Origin of the sequence: Congregibacter brevis, assembly GCF_045689245.1 — a bacterium.
Classification (GTDB): Bacteria; Pseudomonadota; Gammaproteobacteria; order Pseudomonadales; family Halieaceae; genus Congregibacter; species Congregibacter brevis.
Genome location: NZ_CP136865.1, coordinates 1,661,367 through 1,682,985, shown reverse-complemented (window position 1 = coordinate 1,682,985; position 21,619 = coordinate 1,661,367). Strand labels below are relative to the sequence as shown.

The 21,619-nt window shown below is 56.3% G+C and carries 19 protein-coding genes and 1 other RNA gene; 2 read left to right on the top strand and 18 right to left on the bottom strand.

The features are described from left to right. Positions 1–45: 45 nt before the first annotated feature. The 18 genes from lpxC to rsmI form a co-directional block, all read right to left on the bottom strand. Positions 46–966, bottom strand: coding sequence for a UDP-3-O-acyl-N-acetylglucosamine deacetylase (lpxC, locus tag R0137_RS07400; protein WP_407329737.1), 921 nt, complete (start codon positions 964–966; stop codon positions 46–48). Positions 967–1,057: 91 nt separating this feature from the next. Then, positions 1,058–2,239 (bottom strand): cell division protein FtsZ, encoded by a 1,182-nt coding sequence (gene ftsZ, locus R0137_RS07395; RefSeq protein WP_407329735.1) that lies wholly within the window; start codon positions 2,237–2,239, stop codon positions 1,058–1,060. A gap of 61 nt (positions 2,240–2,300) precedes the next feature. Then, positions 2,301–3,533: a cell division protein FtsA gene (gene ftsA / locus R0137_RS07390; protein WP_407329733.1), complete on the bottom strand. Its 1,233-nt coding sequence runs from the start codon at positions 3,531–3,533 to the stop codon at positions 2,301–2,303. Between the two features lie 7 nt (positions 3,534–3,540). Then, positions 3,541–4,347 (bottom strand): cell division protein FtsQ/DivIB, encoded by an 807-nt coding sequence (locus R0137_RS07385; protein WP_407329732.1) that lies wholly within the window; start codon positions 4,345–4,347, stop codon positions 3,541–3,543. Next, on the bottom strand, positions 4,347–5,294 hold the full coding sequence (locus R0137_RS07380; RefSeq protein ID WP_407329730.1) for a D-alanine--D-alanine ligase: 948 nt from the start codon (positions 5,292–5,294) through the stop codon (positions 4,347–4,349). The genes R0137_RS07385 and R0137_RS07380 overlap by 1 nt, the downstream gene beginning before the upstream one ends. Next, positions 5,291–6,715 carry a UDP-N-acetylmuramate--L-alanine ligase gene (gene murC, locus R0137_RS07375; protein WP_407329728.1) on the bottom strand — a complete coding sequence of 475 codons (1,425 nt, stop codon included), beginning with the start codon at positions 6,713–6,715 and terminating at the stop codon, positions 5,291–5,293. Before murC ends, R0137_RS07380 begins: the two co-directional genes overlap by 4 nt. After that, positions 6,712–7,785 carry an undecaprenyldiphospho-muramoylpentapeptide beta-N-acetylglucosaminyltransferase gene (murG, locus tag R0137_RS07370; RefSeq protein WP_407329727.1) on the bottom strand — a complete coding sequence of 358 codons (1,074 nt, stop codon included), beginning with the start codon at positions 7,783–7,785 and terminating at the stop codon, positions 6,712–6,714. Before murG ends, murC begins: the two co-directional genes overlap by 4 nt. Continuing rightward, a complete protein-coding gene (gene ftsW, locus R0137_RS07365; RefSeq protein WP_407329725.1) occupies positions 7,782–8,936 on the bottom strand; it encodes a putative lipid II flippase FtsW in 1,155 nt (384 codons plus the stop codon). Before ftsW ends, murG begins: the two co-directional genes overlap by 4 nt. Then, on the bottom strand, positions 8,933–10,390 hold the full coding sequence (gene murD, locus R0137_RS07360; RefSeq protein WP_407329723.1) for a UDP-N-acetylmuramoyl-L-alanine--D-glutamate ligase: 1,458 nt from the start codon (positions 10,388–10,390) through the stop codon (positions 8,933–8,935). Before murD ends, ftsW begins: the two co-directional genes overlap by 4 nt. Next, the gene (gene mraY / locus R0137_RS07355) at positions 10,303–11,385 is read right to left on the bottom strand and encodes a phospho-N-acetylmuramoyl-pentapeptide-transferase (RefSeq protein WP_407329722.1); all 1,083 of its coding nucleotides are present in this window, start codon (positions 11,383–11,385) and stop codon (positions 10,303–10,305) included. The genes murD and mraY overlap by 88 nt, the downstream gene beginning before the upstream one ends. Then, positions 11,379–12,755 (bottom strand): UDP-N-acetylmuramoyl-tripeptide--D-alanyl-D-alanine ligase, encoded by a 1,377-nt coding sequence (gene murF / locus R0137_RS07350; protein ID WP_407329720.1) that lies wholly within the window; start codon positions 12,753–12,755, stop codon positions 11,379–11,381. The genes mraY and murF overlap by 7 nt, the downstream gene beginning before the upstream one ends. Then, complete coding sequence (locus R0137_RS07345; RefSeq protein WP_407329718.1) at positions 12,752–14,227, bottom strand: UDP-N-acetylmuramoyl-L-alanyl-D-glutamate--2,6-diaminopimelate ligase; 1,476 nt, start codon at positions 14,225–14,227, stop codon at positions 12,752–12,754. The genes murF and R0137_RS07345 overlap by 4 nt, the downstream gene beginning before the upstream one ends. Continuing rightward, positions 14,224–15,948, bottom strand: coding sequence for a peptidoglycan D,D-transpeptidase FtsI family protein (locus tag R0137_RS07340; RefSeq protein WP_407329716.1), 1,725 nt, complete (start codon positions 15,946–15,948; stop codon positions 14,224–14,226). The genes R0137_RS07345 and R0137_RS07340 overlap by 4 nt, the downstream gene beginning before the upstream one ends. Next, on the bottom strand, positions 15,945–16,223 hold the full coding sequence (gene ftsL, locus R0137_RS07335; RefSeq protein WP_407329714.1) for a cell division protein FtsL: 279 nt from the start codon (positions 16,221–16,223) through the stop codon (positions 15,945–15,947). Before ftsL ends, R0137_RS07340 begins: the two co-directional genes overlap by 4 nt. Next, positions 16,220–17,146, bottom strand: coding sequence for a 16S rRNA (cytosine(1402)-N(4))-methyltransferase RsmH (rsmH, locus tag R0137_RS07330; RefSeq protein ID WP_407329712.1), 927 nt, complete (start codon positions 17,144–17,146; stop codon positions 16,220–16,222). Before rsmH ends, ftsL begins: the two co-directional genes overlap by 4 nt. Further along, a complete protein-coding gene (gene mraZ / locus R0137_RS07325; protein ID WP_405271434.1) occupies positions 17,147–17,602 on the bottom strand; it encodes a division/cell wall cluster transcriptional repressor MraZ in 456 nt (151 codons plus the stop codon). Between the two features lie 377 nt (positions 17,603–17,979). Beyond that, positions 17,980–18,338: RNase P RNA component class A (gene rnpB, locus R0137_RS07320), an RNA gene on the bottom strand. A gap of 64 nt (positions 18,339–18,402) precedes the next feature. Further along, a complete protein-coding gene (rsmI, locus tag R0137_RS07315) occupies positions 18,403–19,242 on the bottom strand; it encodes a 16S rRNA (cytidine(1402)-2'-O)-methyltransferase (RefSeq protein WP_407329710.1) in 840 nt (279 codons plus the stop codon). Between the two features lie 69 nt (positions 19,243–19,311). Here rsmI and R0137_RS07310 point away from each other — a divergent pair, with 69 nt between their 5' ends. Both R0137_RS07310 and R0137_RS07305 read left to right on the top strand, forming a co-directional pair. Continuing rightward, entirely contained in the window at positions 19,312–21,135 is a 1,824-nt protein-coding gene (locus R0137_RS07310) for a penicillin-binding protein activator (RefSeq protein ID WP_407329708.1), read from the top strand. Between the two features lie 79 nt (positions 21,136–21,214). Then, positions 21,215–21,571, top strand: a complete 357-nt coding sequence (locus R0137_RS07305; RefSeq protein WP_407329706.1) for a YraN family protein — start codon at positions 21,215–21,217, stop codon at positions 21,569–21,571. The last annotated feature ends 48 nt before the right edge of the window (positions 21,572–21,619 follow it).

Sequence of the window (21,619 nt, the reverse complement as noted above, 5' to 3'; positions counted from 1 at the left end):
TCCCACAGACACACCGATTATTCCATCGGTAGGCCACTGGACAGTCTAGACAGCAGCGGGGGCTGAGGGCGCGGTGAGGTAAGAGATTGGAGCCGTCTCGGGATCGTCAAAAGTGACCATCTCCCACGCGTCTTTTTGCTCCATTAAAGCGCGAAGAGAGGCGTTGTTTAACGCGTGCCCTGACTTGTGCGCGCGAAACTCCCCAATCAAGCTGTAACCCAGCAAATAGACGTCGCCAATGGCATCGAGAACCTTGTGCTTTACGAATTCATCCTCGTACCGGAGGCCATCCTGGTTGAGGATTCGGTACTCATCAACAACAATCGCGTTGTCAACGCTGCCACCCCGAGCAAGACCTTTCGAGCGGAGATACTCAATCTCATGCATAAACCCGAATGTTCGTGCGCGACTGATCTCACGCACGAAGGATGTAGAGGAGAAGTCGATCTCGGCATGTGCCTTGCGATCTCTAAACACCGGATGATCAAAATCGATAGTGAAGGAGACCTTGAAGCCATCAAAGGGAAGAAAGCTGGCTACCTTGTCTCCGTCCTCTACCGTTACCGGACGCTTAATACGGATGAATTTCTTGGCCGCTGGCTGCTCTTCGATCCCCGCAGATTGGATCAGAAAAACAAACGGTCCAGCGCTACCATCCATGATCGGCACTTCACTGGCACTGACATCGACATAGGCGTTATCAATACCGAGACCGGCCATAGCCGACAACAAATGCTCCACAGTGGACACTCGGTGCCCGTCATGGACTAAGGTCGTCGACAACGTGGTGTCACCCACATTTGATGCCTTAGCGTGAATCTCGACAATCGGGTCGAGATCGACACGACGAAAGATGATGCCACTGTCCACAGGCGCGGGCGCCAGAGTCAGGTACACCTTCTCTCCCGTATGCAAACCAACGCCTGTCGCCTTGATGGCGTTGCGCAACGTCCGCTGTCGAATCATACAACCTCCTTGTCAGTGCCCCTTTTACTCAGGGGTGCCGCCAGGCGCCTGAGCGCCTGTCACGCCGTAGACAGGATGACAGTCGTTTCGATCAGTCGGCCTGTCGCCGCAGAAATGCCGGGATGTCGAAATAGTCATCTCCCAGTTTTTCCGCGGTCGCTGCGGCTGCCGAGCCTCCTCGCGCTGCTGCGCGTCTGGCCGGCGGCTTTTCGTAATCCCGGTAGTCGGGCGCGGATAGAGGATCAACCTCGCTTTGCGGCTCTTCAGCTCGCGCGGCTCGTGGTGTTTCCACTACCTGCAACGTTGCTCGGGACGCTGTGTTGCCAAGTCCCGTAGCGACTACCGTAACCCTCAATTCGTCGTTTAGCTCGGGATCAATCACTGTCCCGACTACAACGGTGGCCTCTTCCGAGGCGAACTCCTCAATGGTATCGCCCACTTCGGAGAACTCACCGAGCGACAAATCAAGCCCGGCAGTAATATTGACCAGAATCCCGCGTGCACCTTCCAGATCTATGTCGTCCAGCAGCGGGCTATTGATAGCGCGTTCGGCTGCCTCACGCGCCCGGTTCTCGCCGCGAGAGCTTCCTGTGCCCATCATGGCCATACCCATTTCGGACATCACTGTCCGAACATCCGCAAAATCGACATTAATCATGCCTGGGCGAATGATCAGGTCAGCAATACCCTGAACCGCGCCCAACAATACATCATTGGCCTCTTTGAAGGCATCCAAGAGACTGGTATTTTTTCCCAAAACCTCCAGCAGTTTCTCGTTCGGAATGGTGATTAGAGAGTCAACATGCTGCTGAAGTTCCCCAAGACCGGCTTCCGCTAAAGAAAGTCGCTTACGACCCTCGAAAGTGAAAGGTCTGGTGACCACTGCAACGGTGAGAATACCCATCTCCCGGGCAATTTCGGCGACCACCGGTGCGCCTCCAGTACCTGTGCCACCACCCATACCAGCGGTGATAAACACCATATCGGCGCCCCTCAGAGACTCGGCGATACGCTCTCTGTCTTCCATGGCAGCGGCTCGACCGATCTCAGGATTTGCGCCAGCACCCAAGCCCTTGGTGATTTCGCCACCGAGCTGAAGCACCGTCGGCGATTCGACATCTGATAGAGCCTGCGCATCTGTATTGGCACAGATAAAATCCACGCCTTCTACGTTGTTGCTGATCATGTGCTTAACGGCATTGCCACCACCGCCACCTACACCAATCACTTTGATGACAGCGCTCTGCGGTACGTTGTCTACGAGTTCAAACATAGCTTCCTTCCCCTTTATTTACGTCACCTGACGGCGACCTTCCTTCCCCAAAAAATCTGTTCTAAAAACTGTCTCGAAACCATTGCGTAACACGGGTCCACCAGGCATCTCCCGACGTCCGAGGGCGGCCTGTATGCACCTCACCGGCATGACTACTGCCATAGAGCAGCAAGCCAACAGCCGTTGAATAAATAGGGTTTCGAACGATGTCCGCCAGGCCTTCAATGCTTGCCGGGTAACCCACACGTACGGGCATGTGAAAAATCTCCTCCGCCAGCTCAGAAGCGCCCTCCATCTTGGAGGTACCTCCAGTGAGCACGATTCCTGACGGAATTAAGTCCTCGAAACCAGAGCGACGAAGCTCCGCCTGAATCAAGGTGAAAAGTTCGTCGTAGCGGGGCTCAACCACCTCCGCCAGAGATTGTCGCGACAGGTCTCTGGGTGGCCGGTCTCCCACACTGGGAACCTTGATGGTTTGATCAGCACCGGCCAGCTGCGTCAAAGCACAGGCATAGCGAATCTTTATCTCTTCGGCATACTGGGACGGTGTACGCAGTGCCATAGCGATGTCATTGGTCACCTGGTCGCCAGCAATTGGTATAACTCCGGTGTGACGAATAGAGCCTTCGGTAAAAATCGCGATATCCGTGGTACCACCGCCAATGTCTACCAGACATACACCAAGCTCTCGCTCATCGTCGGTGAGCACCGAGTAGGAAGACGCCAGCTGCTCGAGAATAATGTCCTCCACTTCAAGGCCGCATTTTCGAATACACTTTTCAATATTTTGAGCGGCATTTACCGCACAGGTAACGAGGTGAACCTTCGCTTCAAGGCGTACACCGGACATCCCCTGGGGCTCCTTAATGCCTTCCTGGTTATCAATCACGTACTCCTGCGGGAGCACATGCAGAACTTTCTGGTCCGCAGGAATTGCAACCGCGCGGGCCGCATCAATAACGCGTTCTAAATCCTGGCCAACAACCTCTTGCTCCTTGATCGCCACAATGCCGTGGGAGTTCAAGCTGCGAATATGCGAACCCGCAATGCCGACATAGACAGAGTGGATCTGGCAGCCCGCCATGAGCTCCGCTTCGTCAACAGCTCGCTGGATCGACTGCACCGTGGACTCAATATTGACCACGACGCCTTTCTTCATGCCTTTGGACGGATGAGAGCCAATACCGATAACTTCGATACTGCCATCGGCGGTCACTTCACCAACGATCGCAACCACCTTGGAGGTTCCGATATCCAGTCCGACAATCATTCTTCTGTCTTTCGCCGCTGCCATTCGCTGTCTACCTACCCTGGGTGTTTTCAGTCAGACCCGCCAACTGCGGAGTCTGGTCAAATGCCACGGCTGCGCCGCCGTCATAACGCATATCTACACGCCGCACGATTCGGTCAGAATCCTGGAGATCACTTCTCCACAGCTTCAAAAAACGCTGCAGTCGAAGAGAAAAGTCATGATCGCCAAGCTGCAACTCAAGCCCGTTATCCAAACTCGCATGGAGCTGTCCGTAGTCGTCTTCACTCAGCGCAACGGGCGTAAGTGACAGCGGCCGCAAACGCTCAAGTAAGCGCTGATAGTGATTCATCAGCCGCGCTTCACTGCCGATGGGACCACGGATTTCCGGAAGGTCCTGCCAGCGCTCCCCATCCTTGACTTCAATGATTCGAGCTTCATGATTCAGAAAAGCCTCATTGCCCCAGCGTGCAATGGGCAGCTGCTCTACGACACTCACTTCCAAGGTATCGGGAAAGCGACGACGAAGCTGTGCGGTATACACCCAAGGCAGATCTTCGAGAGTGCTCTGCAAATCACTCAGATCGAGGAACAACAAACCATCTTCCAATTCGTCAGACAGTGACTCGCGGAGTGCCTCCTGACGTAGATTCTCGAGCTTGCCGGTGACCACGATGCGCTCAACAGGCAGGCTGCGCAGGCCCTCAGCCCCCAAATACATCACGGTGCCCAGTACACATAAGGCTGTGACCGAAACTAAAACGCTGACCCCACTCTGAAGCCTTCCCAGAATCGCCTTAGCTCGTGAACTCGCAGTTTGCTTCGGACGTCGGCGTGAGTTTCTTCGCGATGCAGCCATCAACCTGCTCCTCCATCCAATTTGCTGAACGTTTCCCAGGACAGCAACAGTATTTGTTCGAGGAGCTCCAGAAGTGATAAGCCTCCGGCCGTGGCCGCCATAGGCACCAGACTATGGTCCGTCATACCCGGGATCGTGTTTACCTCCAGAAGCTGGAAGTTGCCGCTACCATCGCGCATGAGATCTACACGACCCCAAACGGAGCAATCCAGCGCATGAAAAGCCTTTAAGGCCAGTTCGCAGAGCTGCTCCTCGTCCTGCACACTCAAGCCACAGGGAACGTGATAGCTCGTGCTGCTGCCCTTGTACTTCGCCTCGTAGTCATAAAACTCGCGCGTCGCTTCGATACGAATCGGTGGTAACGCACGGTCACCTAGAATCGCAACCGTGTACTCAGGACCGTCTATGAATTGCTCGGCAAGAATTTTCTCTCCGTAAACTGCAGCTGACTCACAAGCCGCTTCAAAAGCCGCAGCGCTGTTGACTCGCGTCATACCCAAGCTGGAACCTTCGGCGACGGGTTTGACGAATGCCGCCCCCCACTCAGACAACAGAGCGTCAACGTCGGTATCAGCTTTTACCAACGCAAAGTCCGCGGTCGGGAGCCCCAAACTGCGCCACAACTGCTTGCTACGGAGCTTATCCATAGCCAGCGCTGAGCCCAAAACATTGCTTCCAGTCCCCGCAATGCCAAGACACTGAAGTAAGCCTTGAGTACTGCCATCCTCACCACCAACCCCGTGCTGAATATTGAAGGCAATATCCGTATTGCCGAGACGTCCCCACCACCTTGGCTCTCCGGTATCTAGTGCGAGAGGCTTGTAGCCCCCTTCTCGCAGAGCGCCAAGCACAGTCTCTGCGCTCGCAAGAGAGACCTCTCGCTCACCGGAAGTTCCGCCGAAAAGCACCGCTATGTTGAGATCGCGCAAGGCGCTGACTTCACTCATAACTGAACCTCCGGCTCGCGAAGCTGCACAGCCAAACGGGCGATGTCACCAGCACCCTGAGTCACTAATACATCACCCGGCTCAAGCACATCCATGAGCAACGCAGGCACCTCTGAAGCCGTCGCTGCGTATAGCGGATCGAGCTGCCCGCGCTGTCGTATGGAGCGAGCTAAGGAGCGACTATCGGCGCCAGTGATCGTCTCTTCACCAGCGGGATACACCTCCAAAAGCACCAGGAAATCGGCGTCGGACAAGACACTTACAAAGTCGTCGTAAAGATCCCGCGTACGCGTAAAGCGGTGTGGCTGATACACCATCACAACACGGCGCTCGGGCCAGGCCTGTCGTGCTGAGGCCAAAGTGGCAGCCACCTCCGTTGGGTGATGCCCATAATCATCCACCAGAGTCACAAGATGATTACCAAGCTTCACTTCTTCATACACGCTAAATCGGCGACCTACCCCGCCGAAATTCGCGAGCGTGTCCTGAATCACCTGATCATCGATACCTTGATCTGTCGCGACCGCAACAGCCGCAGTGGCATTCAGGACATTATGTGCCCCGGGCATATTGAGAGAGATGGCAAGCGCTGGATGACCTTCCGGTCGCTCAACAGTGAATCGTGTCGTCAGCCCGTCGGGCTCAAGACCCGTAATGCGATAGTCGGCGATCTCGCTAAATCCATAGCCTAGAATTGGGCGACCAAGATCTGCATCCAGCTCCGCGAGCACCGCGTCATCGACACAGAGAACAGCGAGACCGTAGAAGGGAAGATTGTGCAAGAACTCGACGAAGGTTTTACGAAGCTGCGCGAAGTCCCCTCCGTAGGTCTCCATGTGATCAGCCTCAATGTTCGTCACCACGGTCACCATGGGCTGCAAGTGCAGAAACGACGCGTCGCTTTCATCGGCCTCGGCAATAAGAAACCGGCCCGCACCTAATTGCGCGTGTGTACCGGTGCTATTAACCCGCCCACCAATCACAAAGGTTGGATCAAGATCGGCCGCGGCAAAAATAGCGGCGATAAGACTCGTGGTCGTGGTCTTCCCGTGAGTGCCCGCCACCGCAATGCCGTAACGATGCCGCATAAGCTCCGCCAGCATCTCCGCGCGACGAACCACAGGAATTCTTCGCTCCTTAGCTGCGACCAACTCGTCGTTATCTCCATGCACAGCGCTGGAGATGACAACGACGTCCGCATCGTTGACTGCTTCTGCCTGATGTCCAATGGTCACCGCAACGCCCATTTCTGCGAGATGGCGAGTCACCGCCCCATCCATAAGGTCAGAACCGCTGACAGAGAACCCCAGGTTTACGAGTACCTCAGCAATACCGCTCATGCCACTGCCGCCAACACCCACCATGTGGATCCGACGCACCCGACGCATCTCGGAAGCTCCTGGCATTGCTGACACGGTCATAGGGTCAAAGCCTCCGCACGATCCGCAATGGCCTTGGTCGCATCAGGTCGGGCACACTTGGCCGCAGCAACAGACATGGCCGCAAGCGCGCTGTCATCGGCAAGCAACTTACGCAATGACCCTTCCAATTCTTGCTCGATACGCTCCTGGGTCAGCAAGATCGCCGCGCCGGCATCAACCAGAAATCGCGCGTTTGCAGTTTGGTGATCATCGATGGCGTAAGGCAGTGGAATAAGTATCGAAGGCCTTGCGGTCACCGCAAGCTCAGCAACAGTCAAGGCACCTGCGCGGCAAATGACGAGCTGCGCCCAAGCATAGGCTTCAGGCATATCCTCGAGGTAGGGCTCGACTTGCCATTTTGCATCGGTCACCGCGGCGTAACTGGAGCGCGTGCTGTCGGCATGCTCAGGCCCGCACTGGTGGCGCCACTCACAATTCGGGCCCAGCAAGGCTGCTAAAGCAGGAACAGCTTCATTCAATGGCCGGGCACCCAGGCTGCCCCCGAGAACCAACACCCGCAGGGGAGCATCATTTCTCGTAGTCCAGGGCGATAGGTTAGCCACCGCGAGCAAATCCTTGCGAACAGGATTCCCGAGATATTGCGTCTTTGCATACTGCGTAAGCACCTTTGGAAAACCTGTGGCAATAACTGATGCAAAGCGCGCCAGCGCTTTGTTCGCGCTGCCGGGCACCGCGTTCTGCTCTTGAAGCAACAGTGGGCGACGCGTCAGCCAGGCCGCCAAAGCCGCGGGAAACGACGCATAGCCTCCCATGCCTACAACTAGTGCAGGACGCATTCGCAACATCAACCACAGCGACTGTAGTAACGAAAAACCTAACAGTAAGATCGCGAAAATCTGCTGAAGAAAGCCCTTTCCCCGCAGTCCTCGCATAGGTAGAGGGAAGAACGATATGTCAGCCTCGGGCACCACTCGAGCTTCAAGCCCGCGACGAGTGCCAATCCAGGCGAGCTGAAAACCGCGCTCACGTAGATCAAGCGCCACCGCCAGAGCGGGATAAACGTGACCACCGGTTCCACCGGCCAACATCATGGCGAGAGGCGCAGTCATCGCTTACGTCCTCGCGCGGGCTGCTGCCGCTCGTGAGCAACCCGAAGCACCATACTTAAGAGCACGCAGGCTGTAATAAGACTGGTACCGCCGTAACTGATAAGGGGCAACGTCAGCCCTTTCGTAGGTAGTAGACCGGCGCTCACGCCCATGTTTACAAAAGCCTGCCCCGAGAACATGAGTGACACGCCGAAACATAGATAGGCAGAGAACAACTGGCCCTCTTTCTGCGCCTCCCGACCCAGATGGAAAATCCGGAGCACGAGCGCGAGAAACAAAGCGATAAGCACAAATGCACCCGCAAACCCCGTTTCTTCCGCCCATATGGAAAACACAAAATCGGTGTGAGCCTCCGGGAGATAAAAGAGCTTCTGCACGCTGTTACCCAGCCCCACTCCGAACCACTCACCACGCCCAAAGGCGATGAGCGATTGAATCAACTGAAAACCTGAGCCAAAGGGGTCTGCCCAGGGATCTGTGTAGGCTATGAGGCGCTGAAGACGATAAGGTGCCGCTTGAATCAGCAATGCCCCAAGAACACCGGTAGCCGCGATAATCAGGCCCAGATGCATGAGTCGCATGCCCGCCAAAAACAACATTCCAAAAGCGGTGGCAAACATGATCACTACAGCACCGAAATCCGGCTCAGCTAAAAGCAGAACTGCGACCAGACCCAAAATCATTAGGGGTCTCAGCACACCCTGCCAGCTCTCTTGCAGCGCTTTACCCTGGCGGACCAAGTAGCCGGACAGATATACGATCATTGCGGCCTTGGCTAACTCTGAAGGCTGAAGAGTCATAGATCCCAGCGCCAGCCATCGCTGGCTACCATTAACGTTACGACCTACCCCGGGGATGAGTACGAGAATCAGCAACAGGCTAGAGAGCAACAGAAGAAGCCAGCCGCTGCGATACCAGAGCTCTATCGGCACTTGATAGCAGATAAAACCGCTCATCAGCGCCAGGCCGAGATACACCAAATGGCGATAGCTGTGATGCCACATGTTCCCGTAGGTAGCCTCGGCATAACCTACTGATGCAGAGGTGATAGCAATCAAACCTATGAGCAACAACGCCACCGCTATAGAGAGCAGCACCAGATCCGGGAGTCGACCCACATCGGCGACAGCTGCTGTACGCGCGGTATTCATGAGTCAAACGCCCCCAGGACCAAGCGCTTGTAACACTCCCCGCGAGCGACATAGCTATCAAACTGATCGAAGCTGGCGCATGCGGGCGAGAGCAGCACTATGTTTCCCGGCTTAGCTGAGTCGCGGGCAAGCCCGACCGCGTTTTCAAGAGTACCGGCACAAACAAGCTCGCTCGTATCGTCCAGAGCAATCGCCATGGCATCGGATGCCTCACCGATCAGTAGTACGCGGTCGCAGTGCTTTGCAACAGCTGGCTTTAGCGCCCGAAAATCCGCATCTTTATCCCGCCCGCCCGCAATCAAGATAAGACGGTGGGACGTACCTAAACCTTCTATAGCCGCGAGCGCTGCGCCAACATTCGTCGCTTTGGAATCGTTAATCCAGCGCACGCCATCATGATCCAACACCAACTCACAGCGATGCTCTAAACCGGGAAAACTGCGAAGCACCTCCACCATGCCCTTCACAGGCAAATCGATAGTTGACCCCAAAGCCAGGGCAGCCAGTGCGTTTGCGATATTGTGCTGTCCGGGTAAAGCCAGATCCGCAGCCTTGATCAGTGGCTCGAACCCCTTCACGAGAGTCGCTTCGCCATCGATGTCTCTAAGTCCAAAACCATGAAGATCCGGTTCTCCCAGACGCCAGCTCACCTGGGAGCGATCCGCTGCCAGCGGAGGAATAGTCAGAGGGTCATCGAGATTGAAAACCACCTGACGGGAACCGTTGAAGATTCTGTGCTTGGCTTGGTGGTAGCGCGGCATACTGCCGTGACGATCCAGATGATCGGGAGTCACGTTCAGAACGGTAGCAACCTCCAGATTTAAAGCACTGGCGCGCTCTAACTGAAAGCTCGATAGCTCCAACACATAGAATTCGTTGTCATCGGAAAGTAGGTCCAGCGCAGGAACACCAAGATTCCCCCCCACTCCCACACGATAACCCGCGCCTTTAATCATAGCGCCCAGCATTTCTGTCACTGTGGATTTGGCATTGGAACCCGTGATACCAATGACCGGCGCTTTCGCGGCTGCGACAAAGAGATCTATATCGCCACAAAGCTTGGCTCCCGCATCCACCGCCTGCTTTAACCACGGCTCATCGATGGAAATCCCGGGATTAACGATAAGCTCGGCTGCCGTATCCAATACATCCTGAACGTTGTTACCAAGCATTACCGGCACGTGCGGTAATTCATCACGCAACTGTTCGAGCCCGGGCGGCTCTTCCCGGGTATCCACCACCGAGAATTCCTCACCTTGGCGCGCTAAGTATCTAGCCACGGACAAACCTGTCACGCCGAGACCGACTACGACTTTGCGGCGTGTACTGCTGATGAGAGACGACATGTCTTTAGCCACCACCCCCATCACCGCAACTTCAACGTGGCTAGGCCGAAAAGCACCAGCATGACCGTGATAATCCAGAAGCGGACGATCACTCGCGGCTCGGGCCAACCTTTCAATTCATAGTGGTGATGAATGGGGGCCATTCGGAAAAGCCGACGACCCGTTAGCTTGAACGAGGCCACCTGAAGAATGACGGACACTGTCTCGAGTACAAAAATGCCCCCCATGATGAAGAACACGATCTCGTGGCGCGTGATGACTGCAACGGTACCCAGTGCAGCTCCGAGAGCCAGCGCGCCAACATCCCCCATGAACACTTGTGCGGGATAAGTGTTGAACCAAAGGAAACCCAGACCTGCGCCGGCAATACTCCCGCAGAACACGGAAAGCTCTCCACTGCCCGCCACATAGGGAATTTGCAGGTAATCCGCAAAATTGACGTTACCCGTCAGGTACGCAATGAGGCCTAGCGCTGTACCGACCAACACGGTGGGCAAGATAGCTAGACCATCAAGACCATCGGTCAGATTCACGGCGTTGCTTGCGCCCACTATCACAAAGTACGCCAACACGACGAACAGCACACCCATAGAAATCGCGATGTCTTTAAAGAAGGGAATGTAAAGCTGCGTCGTTACCGGACTGTCAGAGTTCATGTACAGAAAGACAGCCGCAGATAGACCTGCGACAGACTGCCAGAGATATTTCCAGCGCGCAGGCAAGCCCCTGGGGTTTCGCTCGACGACTTTCCGGTAGTCATCCACCCATCCCACCGCACCGAAGGCGGCTGTCACCAAGAGGGCAACCCAGACATAGGCGTTAGATAGATCAGCCCAGAGCAGCGTGCTGATCGCAATAGCGACGAGTATCAATGCGCCGCCCATCGTGGGCGTTCCGGATTTTTCAAGATGGGACTGAGGACCATCGCTACGTACTGCCTGCCCCACCTGGTGATAGCTCAGGCGACGAATCATCACCGGACCCACAAGCAACGAAATAAGCAGTGCGGTGCCTGCGGCAAGAATTCCTCGAAGCGTCAGGTACTGAAACACGCGAAAGGCAGACTCAAACTGCGCCAGATAATCTGCGAGGATCATCAGCATGAACGGTCCTCCGAAGCGATGCCGCGAAGTTCTGCGAGCACTGACTCCATAGCAGCACCTCTAGAACCTTTCACCAGAACGGTGTCGCTACGCTCAAGCAGGGCCGGCAGATCCGGCGTCACGGCTTCCCGCGAGGGGTACCAGTGTGCGGTGTCGCCAAAGGCCTCGACCGCCGGCTTAAGCGCATCGCCAATTCCCACAAACTGCGAGATACCCAGCTCTCTGGCGAGCGAGCCCATCTCTGCATGACGCTGTGGACTCTCTTCACCCAGCTCCAGCATTTCCCCCAGAACAAGCAAACTCCTACCTCGAGTGCCTGCCAGTAGATCAATAGCAGCTCGCACAGAACCCGGGTTGGCGTTATAGCTATCATCGATGAGAACTTTACCGCCGCTCAATCGCTCGGTCTGCAAGCGACCCGGCTCGCTCTCTGCCATTTCCAGTCCCGCAACAATCTGCCCAAGACTTAGTCCTGCGGCTTTTGCGAGTGCTGCCGCAGCCAATGCGTTGGATACGTTGTGACGACCCGGTAGGGGGAAACTCACACCGCGACTTTCATCGCCCATGTGCAGTATGAAGTCGCTGCCTTGGAGGCCGCGGTCGGTCAGATCAGAAACAGAAATATCGCCGCCATCGACAAGGGAGTACGTCACACTGGCAGCGCCGGCCTTCGCGATACGCTCCCGCCAAAGATCCACCCAAGGCTGATCAAGATTCAAAACCGCGAAACCATCGCCGCTCAGACCGTCATAGATCTCCGCTTTAATGTCCGCCACGTCTGCGACGCTACCGAAGCCCTCGAGGTGAGCCTCCATAGCATTCAAAACAGTGGTGATTGAGGGCCGAGCCAGCGCACAAAGGTGAGCAATATCGCCGCGACGAGTAGCCCCCATTTCGACGATTGCGTAGCGGGTCTGATCCTCGATTCGAGAAAGGGTGAGAGGTACACCGATCTCGTTGTTGTAGTTACCCGAGGTCGCTAAGGTCGCTCCCGCCTGGCTAAATATACTGCGACACAGGTTTTTCACTGTGGTCTTTCCACAGCTTCCCGTGATGGCGACAACGATGCTTTGCGACAGGTCTCGACTGGCTCGCCCAAGCTCAGACAGTGCCGCTAGACAGCTCGAGACAAGAAGACAAGGAATGCTCGCGTCCACTGGTCGCTGCACCAACGCAGCAACAGCGCCATTGGCAACCGCTGCATCAATGTAATCATGGCCATCGACGCGCTCTCCAGGCAAAGCAACAAACAAATCGCCGGGGCCTATGGCACGCGAATCGATTGCGACGCCAGACACTGCTAAGGCAGCCCCTGTGTAGACGGCGCCTAAACGTTCGGCAATAACAGGCAGTGTCATTGCGGACATCATGCCGCGCACCTCGCCAATATTTGCTGCGCAACTGCCGCATCACTGAATGAGAGTCGCTGATCACCAACAATCTGATAGTCCTCGTGACCCTTGCCGGCAATGAGAACACAGTCATCCGACCCTGCGGACTCTATCGCCAATCGAATGGCGTCCGCTCGATCAGCGCAGACGGTGTATTTACCGTGCATTGCTGCCTCCACGTCGGCAATGATCGCCATAGGGTCTTCACTACGCGGGTTATCACTGGTGATGACCGCGCTGTCAGCGTTAGCCGAAACCACCTCGGCCATCAACGCGCGTTTACCTTTATCGCGATCTCCACCACAACCAAAGACTGCGATGAGAGAACCGGCACACTGCTCCCGTAGCGCCAACAGCACCTGTCGCAAGGCATCAGGCGTATGCGCGTAGTCCACAACCACCAAGGGGCCTCCCGCTCCGTGAAGGGGCTGCATGCGACCTGGCACTGACTGCAGGCTTTCAACGGCTGTCATTACGGAATCGAATGGCAGACCCGCTTGCAACGCTGCGGTCAGCGCCGCAAGCAAATTCGTAGCATTGAACTTACCCAACAAAGGACATTTGAGCGATGCATTGCCCCAAGGACTTTCAAACTTCAGCTGAAGCCCGGCACTGCTCAGCTGCAAGTTACTCAGTCGCACATCGGCACACTGCGCGTGAACGCCGAAACGAAGAACCGCCACATCAGCCGAAATCTTCTGCGCGAGGTCCTCACTAAAAGGATCATCGGCATTGAGAATAGCCGTGCGTAGTGACTCAAAGGCAAACAGCTTTGCTTTAGCTTCGCCGTAGGACTGCATGTCACCGTGATAGTCGAGATGATCGCGGGTCAGATTGGTAAAGATCCCTGAATCAACATCGAGGCCATTTAGGCGACCTTGATCTAGCGCGTGGGACGACACTTCCATGCTGACGAAAGGCACAGCCTGCCCCGCCCAGCCCGCCAGAATCTCTTGCAGAGCGATCGAGTCTGGCGTGGTGTGGATACTGTCTTGCACGTCTCCGGTTAGGGACGAGCCGAGAGTGCCTATTACTCCACAGTCATAACCCGCGCGGCGAACAAGCTGCGCGAACAACTGGCTCACTGTGGTTTTGCCGTTTGTTCCAGTCACCGCCGCCACGTGCATCTGCCGACTCGGATCGCGGTAGTAGCGTCCGGCAATCTCGCAAAGCTTGTGGCGCAAGTCTGGAACAACCACTGATGGTAGCGGCGCCCCCTCCCCAGGAAGCGCATCTTCTACTACCGCCGCGGCGGCACCCAGATCCGCAGCTTGCTTTAAATACTTGCGGCCATCATGCGAGGCACCGCGCAGAGCGACAAACAAATCACCCGCTCTGACTGTGCGGCTATCCAAACTTATACCGGCAATATCAAGCTGCGGAACATCGCTCGCCATGCCATTAAGCAATAGAGGCAGTGCACGACAGGTATCAGCAATGACGGGCGTCATGCTCCCCCTCCTGCTGCAACAGCGAGCATTTCTTCGGGAGCTTCCAGACTGGGTGCTACACCCAAGAGGCGAAGCGTCTCTGCCGCTACTCGCGCAAACACCGGCGCCGCCGCCGAACCTCCGCCATAGTTGTCGCCCTTCGGTCGATCGAGGACCACGACGGAGACAAACCGCGGATCCTCAATGGGCGCCATGCCGACAAACAGCGCGACGTACTGATCATCGAGATAGCCGCCTGCACCGACCTTGTGAACCGTGCCCGTCTTTCCGCCCACCTCGTAGCCGGGGACCCGTGCTTTACGAGCGGTGCCCTGAGAGCCGGTAACCTCGTGCAGAACATTACGTACCTTCGCGGCTATCTGAGCATCAACAACACGCTCACTGCGAACATCCACCGCCTCTCTCTGTAGCAACGAGAGCTCTGGCAATAAACCACCATTCGCAAAAACTGCGTAGGCCCGGGCAATCTGCAAGGGCGTAGCCGTCAGGCCATAGCCGAAAGCCAGAGTGACCTGCTCGATGGGACGCCACTTTGGACGCTGGGGAAGCAGGCCTGAACTCTCCCCAGGAAAGCCTGTTGCTGTCGCCTGCCCTAAACCAAAGCGGTTAAAGACATCCCAAACTGGCTCATGACCAATATCCAGTGCGATTTTGGTGATACCCACCTGACTCGACTTTTCCACCACGCGCGATAGCGTAATTTCTCCATAGTTGCGGGGGTCCGGCAGAACCTTCCGGCCTACGCGAATACGACCGGGACTTGTATCAATAAGAGTGGTGGTGTCGTAACGGCCGGACTCCAAGGCCGCCACAAGCGTCAAAGGCTTCATTGTAGAGCCGGGCTCAAATACGTCAGTCAACGCACGATTACGCGTCTGACTCATCGTCACCGTGCTGCGATTATTGGGATTGAAGTCAGGATAACTGGCACTCGCGAGGACCTCTCCCGTTTGACTATCGATGGTGACGATCACCCCTGCCTCGGCTCCCGTGACTTTTACTGCACGATTTAGTTCACGATGGAGCAAGTACTGCAAACGCAGGTCAATGGATAGCTGCAGATTCCGCCCGGGACGCACAGGCTCCACAACACCAATATCGCGCACGGCATCTCCATGGAGGTCCTTGATGTAACGTTTTTTCCCTGCATGCCCACGAAGCCATTCGTCATAGGCAAGCTCGAGACCCGCGACACCCTCACCATCTACATTCGTCATTCCCACCAGCTGCGCTGCAACTTCGCCCGCTGGGTAAAAGCGACGATACTCTCGCTCCGCACGAACCCCAGGAATGTTCAACGCAAGCACATCTCTCGCCTGATCCGGGATCAAGTGCCGACGCAAATACATAAACTGACGACCGGAATACCGTGAGAGACGATCCTCTAGCTCACCTGGACCAAGATCCAGCGCAGCAGCAAGCTCAGGCAACCGATCACTGCCCTTCAGCACTTTGGGATTTGCCCACAGAGAGATAACCGGCGTACTCACAGCCAGCGGCTCACCTCGACGATCCGTAATCAGACCGCGATAGGCGGGAAGCTCAGCGGTGCGCAACATACGCATATCGCCCTGACGCTTAAGAAACTCAACGCCGCGGCCCGAATCCAAGACCTGGAGAGACAAAACTCGACCAACCAGCGCAAGAAACATCATTACCAGCATGGCAATGACGACATAGGCTCGCCAGCTCTGCACGCTTACTTTGGCAGCCTTACTCATTGCGCCACCAAACGCGTTTGATCGTGACCGGGAGCAACAAGACCCAGCGCCTCACCTGCCTCACTTTCAATTCGGTAGTGTGAGGCTAAGGTGCTTTGCTCGAGGAGGAGACGACTGTACTCCTCCTCCAGATACCAGCGCTGTGCTTCCAGGTCTTGAAGCTGCGCATAGAAGCTGCGACTGCTATGCGTACTTCCGATAATCGAAAAAGCACTTATCAGCACAAGCGCCAGGGCTATAGCAGCCCATAAGGGCTTCACCAGAGCGGCGTTCATGCAAGCTTCTCCGCGCATCGCATAATGGCACTACGAGATCTTGGGTTATCTGAAACTTCGCTATCGCTGGCTCGCATGGCCTTGCCAATGAGGCGCATTTGAGCACCAGACTCCGCGTCTCTGACAGGCAGGTTTCGAGGCAGCTGAGGGCCACGACTCATATCTCGAAAGTGGCGTTTAACGAGACGATCCTCGAGAGAGTGAAAACTAATCACCACCAAGCGGCCACCGACACTCAGCACTGACAGCGCCAGCGATAACAAATCGGCGAGATCATCAAGCTCACGGTTCACGCGAATACGGATCGCCTGAAAAGCTCTAGTCGCAGGATGCTTATGCTTTTCCCAGCGGGGGTGCGCGTCGCGAACAATCGCCGCTAACTGCGCAGTTCGGGTAAGCGGAGACTCCTCCCGCGCTTTTACAATGGCTCCAGCGATACGCTTGGCATATCGCTCTTCACCGTAGTCACGAAGCACATCGACTATTTCCTGCTCTGACGCTGATGCGATCCAATCGGCAGCGGACTCGCCGCGACTGCGGTCCATACGCATATCCAGAGGCCCATCTTGCTGGAAGCTAAAGCCCCGCTCCGCCTGATCTAATTGCGGACTAGACACGCCGAGATCCAAAAGAATTCCATCTACCTCGCCAAGGCCTCGCGCCTTTAGGAGCTCGGGCAATGCAGCAAAGGAGTCTCGCGCAAAGGTAAAACGTTTGTCATGCGCTGCAAGCTTGAGCGCTTCGCGCTCCGCCTCTTCATCTTTGTCGCAGGCAAACAGATGACCTTTCTCGTCAAGCCGGCTAAGAATTTCTCGACTGTGTCCGCCACGACCGAAGGTGCCGTCGACATAAAGGCCGGCGGGGCTGCTTACCAGCGCGTCCACCGCTTCGTGCAACAATACAGTTTCATGGGGGGCTGCCATCTAGAGGGGCAGATTCATCAGCTCGTCGGGCCATGGCTCATCCACCCCGACATCTTCTAGCGCCTTGTCACGCTCAACGATCCAGAGTTCCTCACTCCAGAGTTCCATCTTGTTGCCCTGACCAACCAACACAAGCTTCTTCTCGAGCTGTGCATATTCCCGAAGCGACGGCGGTAACAGCATTCTTCCATTGCTATCGAGCTGAATGTCGGTTGCATACCCCAGCATCAATCGCTGGAATCGTTTTACGGCGGGGTTAAGAGAGGGTAGTTTCTGTAGGTCTTGCTCGATACGCTCCCACGCCGGGAGAGGATAAATACACAAACAGGAGGTCTGGGTATCAATAGTCACAACAATTTCGCCAGCACACTGACTCAGCAGCGGCTCACGCTGGCGCGAAGGTATCGCCAGGCGACCCTTTGCATCCATATTGATGTGCTGAACACCACGGAACACTAGTTACTAACCCCTTTATTCTGGCGAATTCCACAAATCACCAGAATTACCCACTTCTCTCCACTTCCCGACACTATAGGTGCGCGGGAAAGCTGAAGTCAAGCCAGAATTCGCAAAAAAGCCTGTTATTTCAGGGGTTTGGGCGTTAATCGGTGGGGGTTTCGAGGCGTTTTTCCGCTCGCTGCGCCGCGGTAAAAAATCACAAAAACAGCGCTCTAAGGCACTAACCTAAGCTTTTACTTTAAGTTAAAGCTCGTTTGATTATTTTGCAGAGCGGTTTTAGGCGAATTCCGTCTAAACGTTTCACCTGAACAAGGAGAATGTCGCCACAAGAGCACTACCGCAGGGCTGCAGCACTCTCGTGACGTACGGGAAATTAGAGGAGTTGGCCGATAAGCCGGGTTCTGTCGAGAACGATCATTCATCTGGGACCAGCGTCACCGCTCGCCTCTAGCGACCTACCCGAATCCACTGCGGGCCGCAGCAAACGGATTCCTATTTGGTCTTGCTCCAGGTGGGGTTTACCATCGCCACGCCTGTTACCAGCCGCGCGGTGCGCTCTTACCGCACCTTTTCACCCTTACCGAACCCTAAGGCCCGGCGGTATCCTTTCTGTTGCACTTTCCGTGGGCTCACACCCCCCAGGCGTTACCTGGCACCCTGCCCTATGGAGCCCGGACTTTCCTCCGTACCTCGTATCAAAGACACGACATACCGCGATCGCCTGGCCAACTCCGCGCGCAGGGTATCGACACGGCGGCAGAGGCGCAAGCGCCACAATCCTCAAAAAGCGCTCGGGGTCAGCCTGCGCGATGCTGCAATAGAAAGTCGTAAAGCTGTCGGGTGGGCAGACCCGAGTAGCCCGCAACCAGCTTCGCGGCTTTACGCGCCGGCATATGCTCGGCGATCCCTAACAGCAACTCGCCCAAGGCGGGGTCCAATTGAGCACCCCGCTCGTCTTTGCTGGGTGCCAGAAGAAGGACTATTTCACCGCGACTTTGATTGGCGTCATCGCGCACCCAGTCACAGAGCTCTCGAAGAGGTGCCCGCCGGATAGTTTCAAAGCTCTTGGTAAGCTCCCTCGCAATCGCAGCCTCCCTGTCATCCCCCATTACAGATTGTAGATCCTCCAGTGTGGCGACGATTCGGTGGGGCGCTTCGTAAAATATGAGGGTCGCATCCGCATGCGCAAGCGATTCCAGTCGCCGTCGCCGTGCTTCGCCGCGATTGGGCAAAAAGCCTTCGAAGGCAAAACGATCACTAGGTAAGCCGGAGCCGGAAAGCCCCACGATTGCAGCACAGGGCCCGGGCAAAGGGACAATCTTCAAGCCCGCATCCTGCATAACCCGCACCAGTCGGTACCCAGGATCAGAAATAGTTGGGGTGCCGGCATCAGAAACCAGCGCAATTGACTCGCCTCCCGCAATACGCGCGGCTAGCTGCTCCGCAACTTGCGGTGCGCTGTGCTCGTGGTAGGCGAGCATGGGGGTCTTGATACCCTCGCCACTCAATAGCTGGCCCGTTCGGCGCGTATCCTCCGCTGCGATACAGCTAACGCCCGAGAGGACCTCTAATGCCCGCCGGGAAACATCGCCCAGATTACCGATGGGCGTAGCTACGATGTAGAGCGCCGGTTCCAAGTGAGACAGGCTTCCTTATAATGCGATGATCTGTGCGGCGAGGGCCGCATCTCTAGAATCGAGGATAGCATGCTGAGCTTGCCCCACTGCTGGCGAAACGGTCTGATCGGAGCTCTTTTTGCCGCTCTGCTAAGCGCCTGCGCTTCAACGCCCGGCGACCTACCCGATCGAGCCGGCTTTCCCGGCGAATCCCCAGCGGCCACAACAGAGTCATCGCTACCAGACACCACCACTGACCCTCTGTTGGTTGAGGCCGTCACAATGGATGAAGAGCTATTTGCCGCAACGCGAGCCGCACTGCGCGACGGCGATTGGCTCGCGGCAACGCTAGCCCTCCCCACGCTAGAGGCACAAGACGACTCAGTCGCGGATATTGCGTTTGAACCAATTAACGCATCAACCGCCGTGACTGCACTGTGGATCGACTACTACAAAGCGCGTATTGCGTATTTGAGAGGCAAGCTTCCGACCTACGAATCAGCGGTGAACGCGTTAAAGAAACAGTCATTACCGGGCGATCTTCGCCGCGACCTCCTTCTTCACGAACTGGAGGTCGCGAAGAAACAAGGAGACAGCGCCAAGCAACTAGGGCTTAGCCTCCTTTTGTCATCAATGCCCAAGACCGATGCCGCCGCTGACACAGAATTGAACGACGCGATCTGGAGCGCTGCCCAACGACTTCACAATGAGAACTCCGCACCTGCCGTCCTCGACGCTCATACTCAAGGATGGATGGATCTTGCTACCGCAAGCACTGTCGACATCCCCTTGGAGAACGCGGCAGCCCTGGCGGCATGGGAGGCACAATATCCCGAACACATCGCACGAGCACATGCTGAGTCATTACGCGACGCAGCTCTTTTAGATGCACAGACAAGCAAACTAACACTCGTACTCCCTCTCTCGGGGCCCCTGGAGAAAGCGGGGGCCGCCGTAAGCCAAGGCTTTATTGACGGCTTCTTTGCGGCACAACAGGCAGGTCTCACTGTTGCTGTACTGGATAGTCGTCGATTCGAGAGCATCAGCGCAGCCTACCTTGAGGCTCAGGAAAGTGGAGCCAGTGTCATCGTTGGACCACTAGGCAAGCTACAGGTAGAGGAGCTGTTAGCGCAGCCTGACTTAAGCGTGCCCGTGTTGACACTGAATCGTCCGACATTCTCTACGGGACCGAACCCAAGCGTCCTGCTCTTATCTCTGGCGCCCGAAGATGAAGCGCGCCAATTGGCCGAGGATGCGTTCGCGAGCGGCTCTCGTCGTGCCCTGGTGATTCGACCCGAGGGTGACTGGGGTGAGCGCATGGAAGCCGCGCTCGTCGAGCATTGGCGTCGACTCGGAGGGCAGGTTCCGAGCACCGCGATCTACAGTAAAGCCAGCACTCACTCCCCGGCGATCCGCGACGCCCTCGGCCTTGGCGATAGCGCACAGCGAAGCGCCGCAATCCGCTCCCTTTTCAGCGATAAAGTAGAAACGGCCGGACGGCGCAGGGAAGATCTGGATACGGTGTTTTTACTGAGCAAGAGAAGCGACGAAGCACGGGCACTCAAACCGCTAATCAACTACCACTATGCGGGCGACCTGCCCGTTTATGCACTATCGACAGCAGACAGCGGCACAGGTAACGCTGGGCTCAATCGTGACCTTGGTGGTCTAAAACTACTAGCGATGCCTTGGCGAATGACCCCCGAAGGAATCAGTGCCGAAGATAACTCCGCAGCACTTCACGCCCTGGGCAGCGATGCTTATGCTCTCGCGCGCCGATGGTGGCGTATGCGCAGTGCCGCTGCCCCCCTGTACTTTGGACTTACCGCCGAACTGCGCTCAACGCCCTATGGTCTTCTAGAGCGGCGATTAAATATGGCCGAATTTAACCGAGGCGAGCTACGCCCTCGCTAACCTAGACTAACTCCTCACTCGCCGGATGCCTCAACAGTGGCATTCATCGGCGGAGCTGTTGCACGGGAGGGACTTAGGAATGCTCAGCGGCGACGAGTTCGAGCTGCGCAGTGCGGAACTGCTGCGCTCCTATGGTCTGCAAATTCTGGCAAGCCAGTATCGATGCAAGGGGGGCGAGATCGACCTCATCGCCTACGATGATCATCGCCTCTTGTTTGTAGAAGTCCGTGCCCGCCGTCACCGCAGCCACGGAGGTGCAGCGGCTTCGGTGAACCGATCAAAGCAGTGTAGAATTGCGCGGTGTGCAGCTTATTTTCTCAAATGTCACCCGCAGTGGCGCCACCTACCCTGTCGCTTCGACGTGATTGCCTGGGAACCTCAGCCTGCTGCGCAGAGTTTCGAAGCCCGATGGATTCAGTCTGCGTTTCTCACCTGAGAGCGCCTTATCTGAGCACCCCGGCCCCGCGGCACTGTCGAGTATAGA

Bases quoted from the DNA above. Each gene is read 5' to 3' on its own strand.
- lpxC (WP_407329737.1), bottom strand. From the start codon at position 966: ATGATTCGACAGCGGACGTTGCGCAACGCCATCAAGGCGACAGGCGTT.
- ftsZ (WP_407329735.1), bottom strand. From the start codon at position 2,239: ATGTTTGAACTCGTAGACAACGTACCGCAGAGCGCTGTCATCAAAGTG.
- ftsA (WP_407329733.1), bottom strand. From the start codon at position 3,533: ATGGCAGCGGCGAAAGACAGAAGAATGATTGTCGGACTGGATATCGGA.
- R0137_RS07385 (WP_407329732.1), bottom strand. From the start codon at position 4,347: ATGGCTGCATCGCGAAGAAACTCACGCCGACGTCCGAAGCAAACTGCG.
- R0137_RS07380 (WP_407329730.1), bottom strand. From the start codon at position 5,294: ATGAGTGAAGTCAGCGCCTTGCGCGATCTCAACATAGCGGTGCTTTTC.
- murC (WP_407329728.1), bottom strand. From the start codon at position 6,715: ATGACCGTGTCAGCAATGCCAGGAGCTTCCGAGATGCGTCGGGTGCGT.
- murG (WP_407329727.1), bottom strand. From the start codon at position 7,785: ATGACTGCGCCTCTCGCCATGATGTTGGCCGGTGGAACCGGTGGTCAC.
- ftsW (WP_407329725.1), bottom strand. From the start codon at position 8,936: ATGAATACCGCGCGTACAGCAGCTGTCGCCGATGTGGGTCGACTCCCG.
- mraY (WP_407329722.1), bottom strand. From the start codon at position 11,385: ATGCTGATGATCCTCGCAGATTATCTGGCGCAGTTTGAGTCTGCCTTT.
- murF (WP_407329720.1), bottom strand. From the start codon at position 12,755: ATGATGTCCGCAATGACACTGCCTGTTATTGCCGAACGTTTAGGCGCC.
- R0137_RS07345 (WP_407329718.1), bottom strand. From the start codon at position 14,227: ATGACGCCCGTCATTGCTGATACCTGTCGTGCACTGCCTCTATTGCTT.
- R0137_RS07340 (WP_407329716.1), bottom strand. From the start codon at position 15,948: ATGAGTAAGGCTGCCAAAGTAAGCGTGCAGAGCTGGCGAGCCTATGTC.
- ftsL (WP_407329714.1), bottom strand. From the start codon at position 16,223: ATGAACGCCGCTCTGGTGAAGCCCTTATGGGCTGCTATAGCCCTGGCG.
- rsmH (WP_407329712.1), bottom strand. From the start codon at position 17,146: ATGGCAGCCCCCCATGAAACTGTATTGTTGCACGAAGCGGTGGACGCG.
- R0137_RS07310 (WP_407329708.1), top strand. From the start codon at position 19,312: ATGCTGAGCTTGCCCCACTGCTGGCGAAACGGTCTGATCGGAGCTCTT.
- R0137_RS07305 (WP_407329706.1), top strand. From the start codon at position 21,215: ATGCTCAGCGGCGACGAGTTCGAGCTGCGCAGTGCGGAACTGCTGCGC.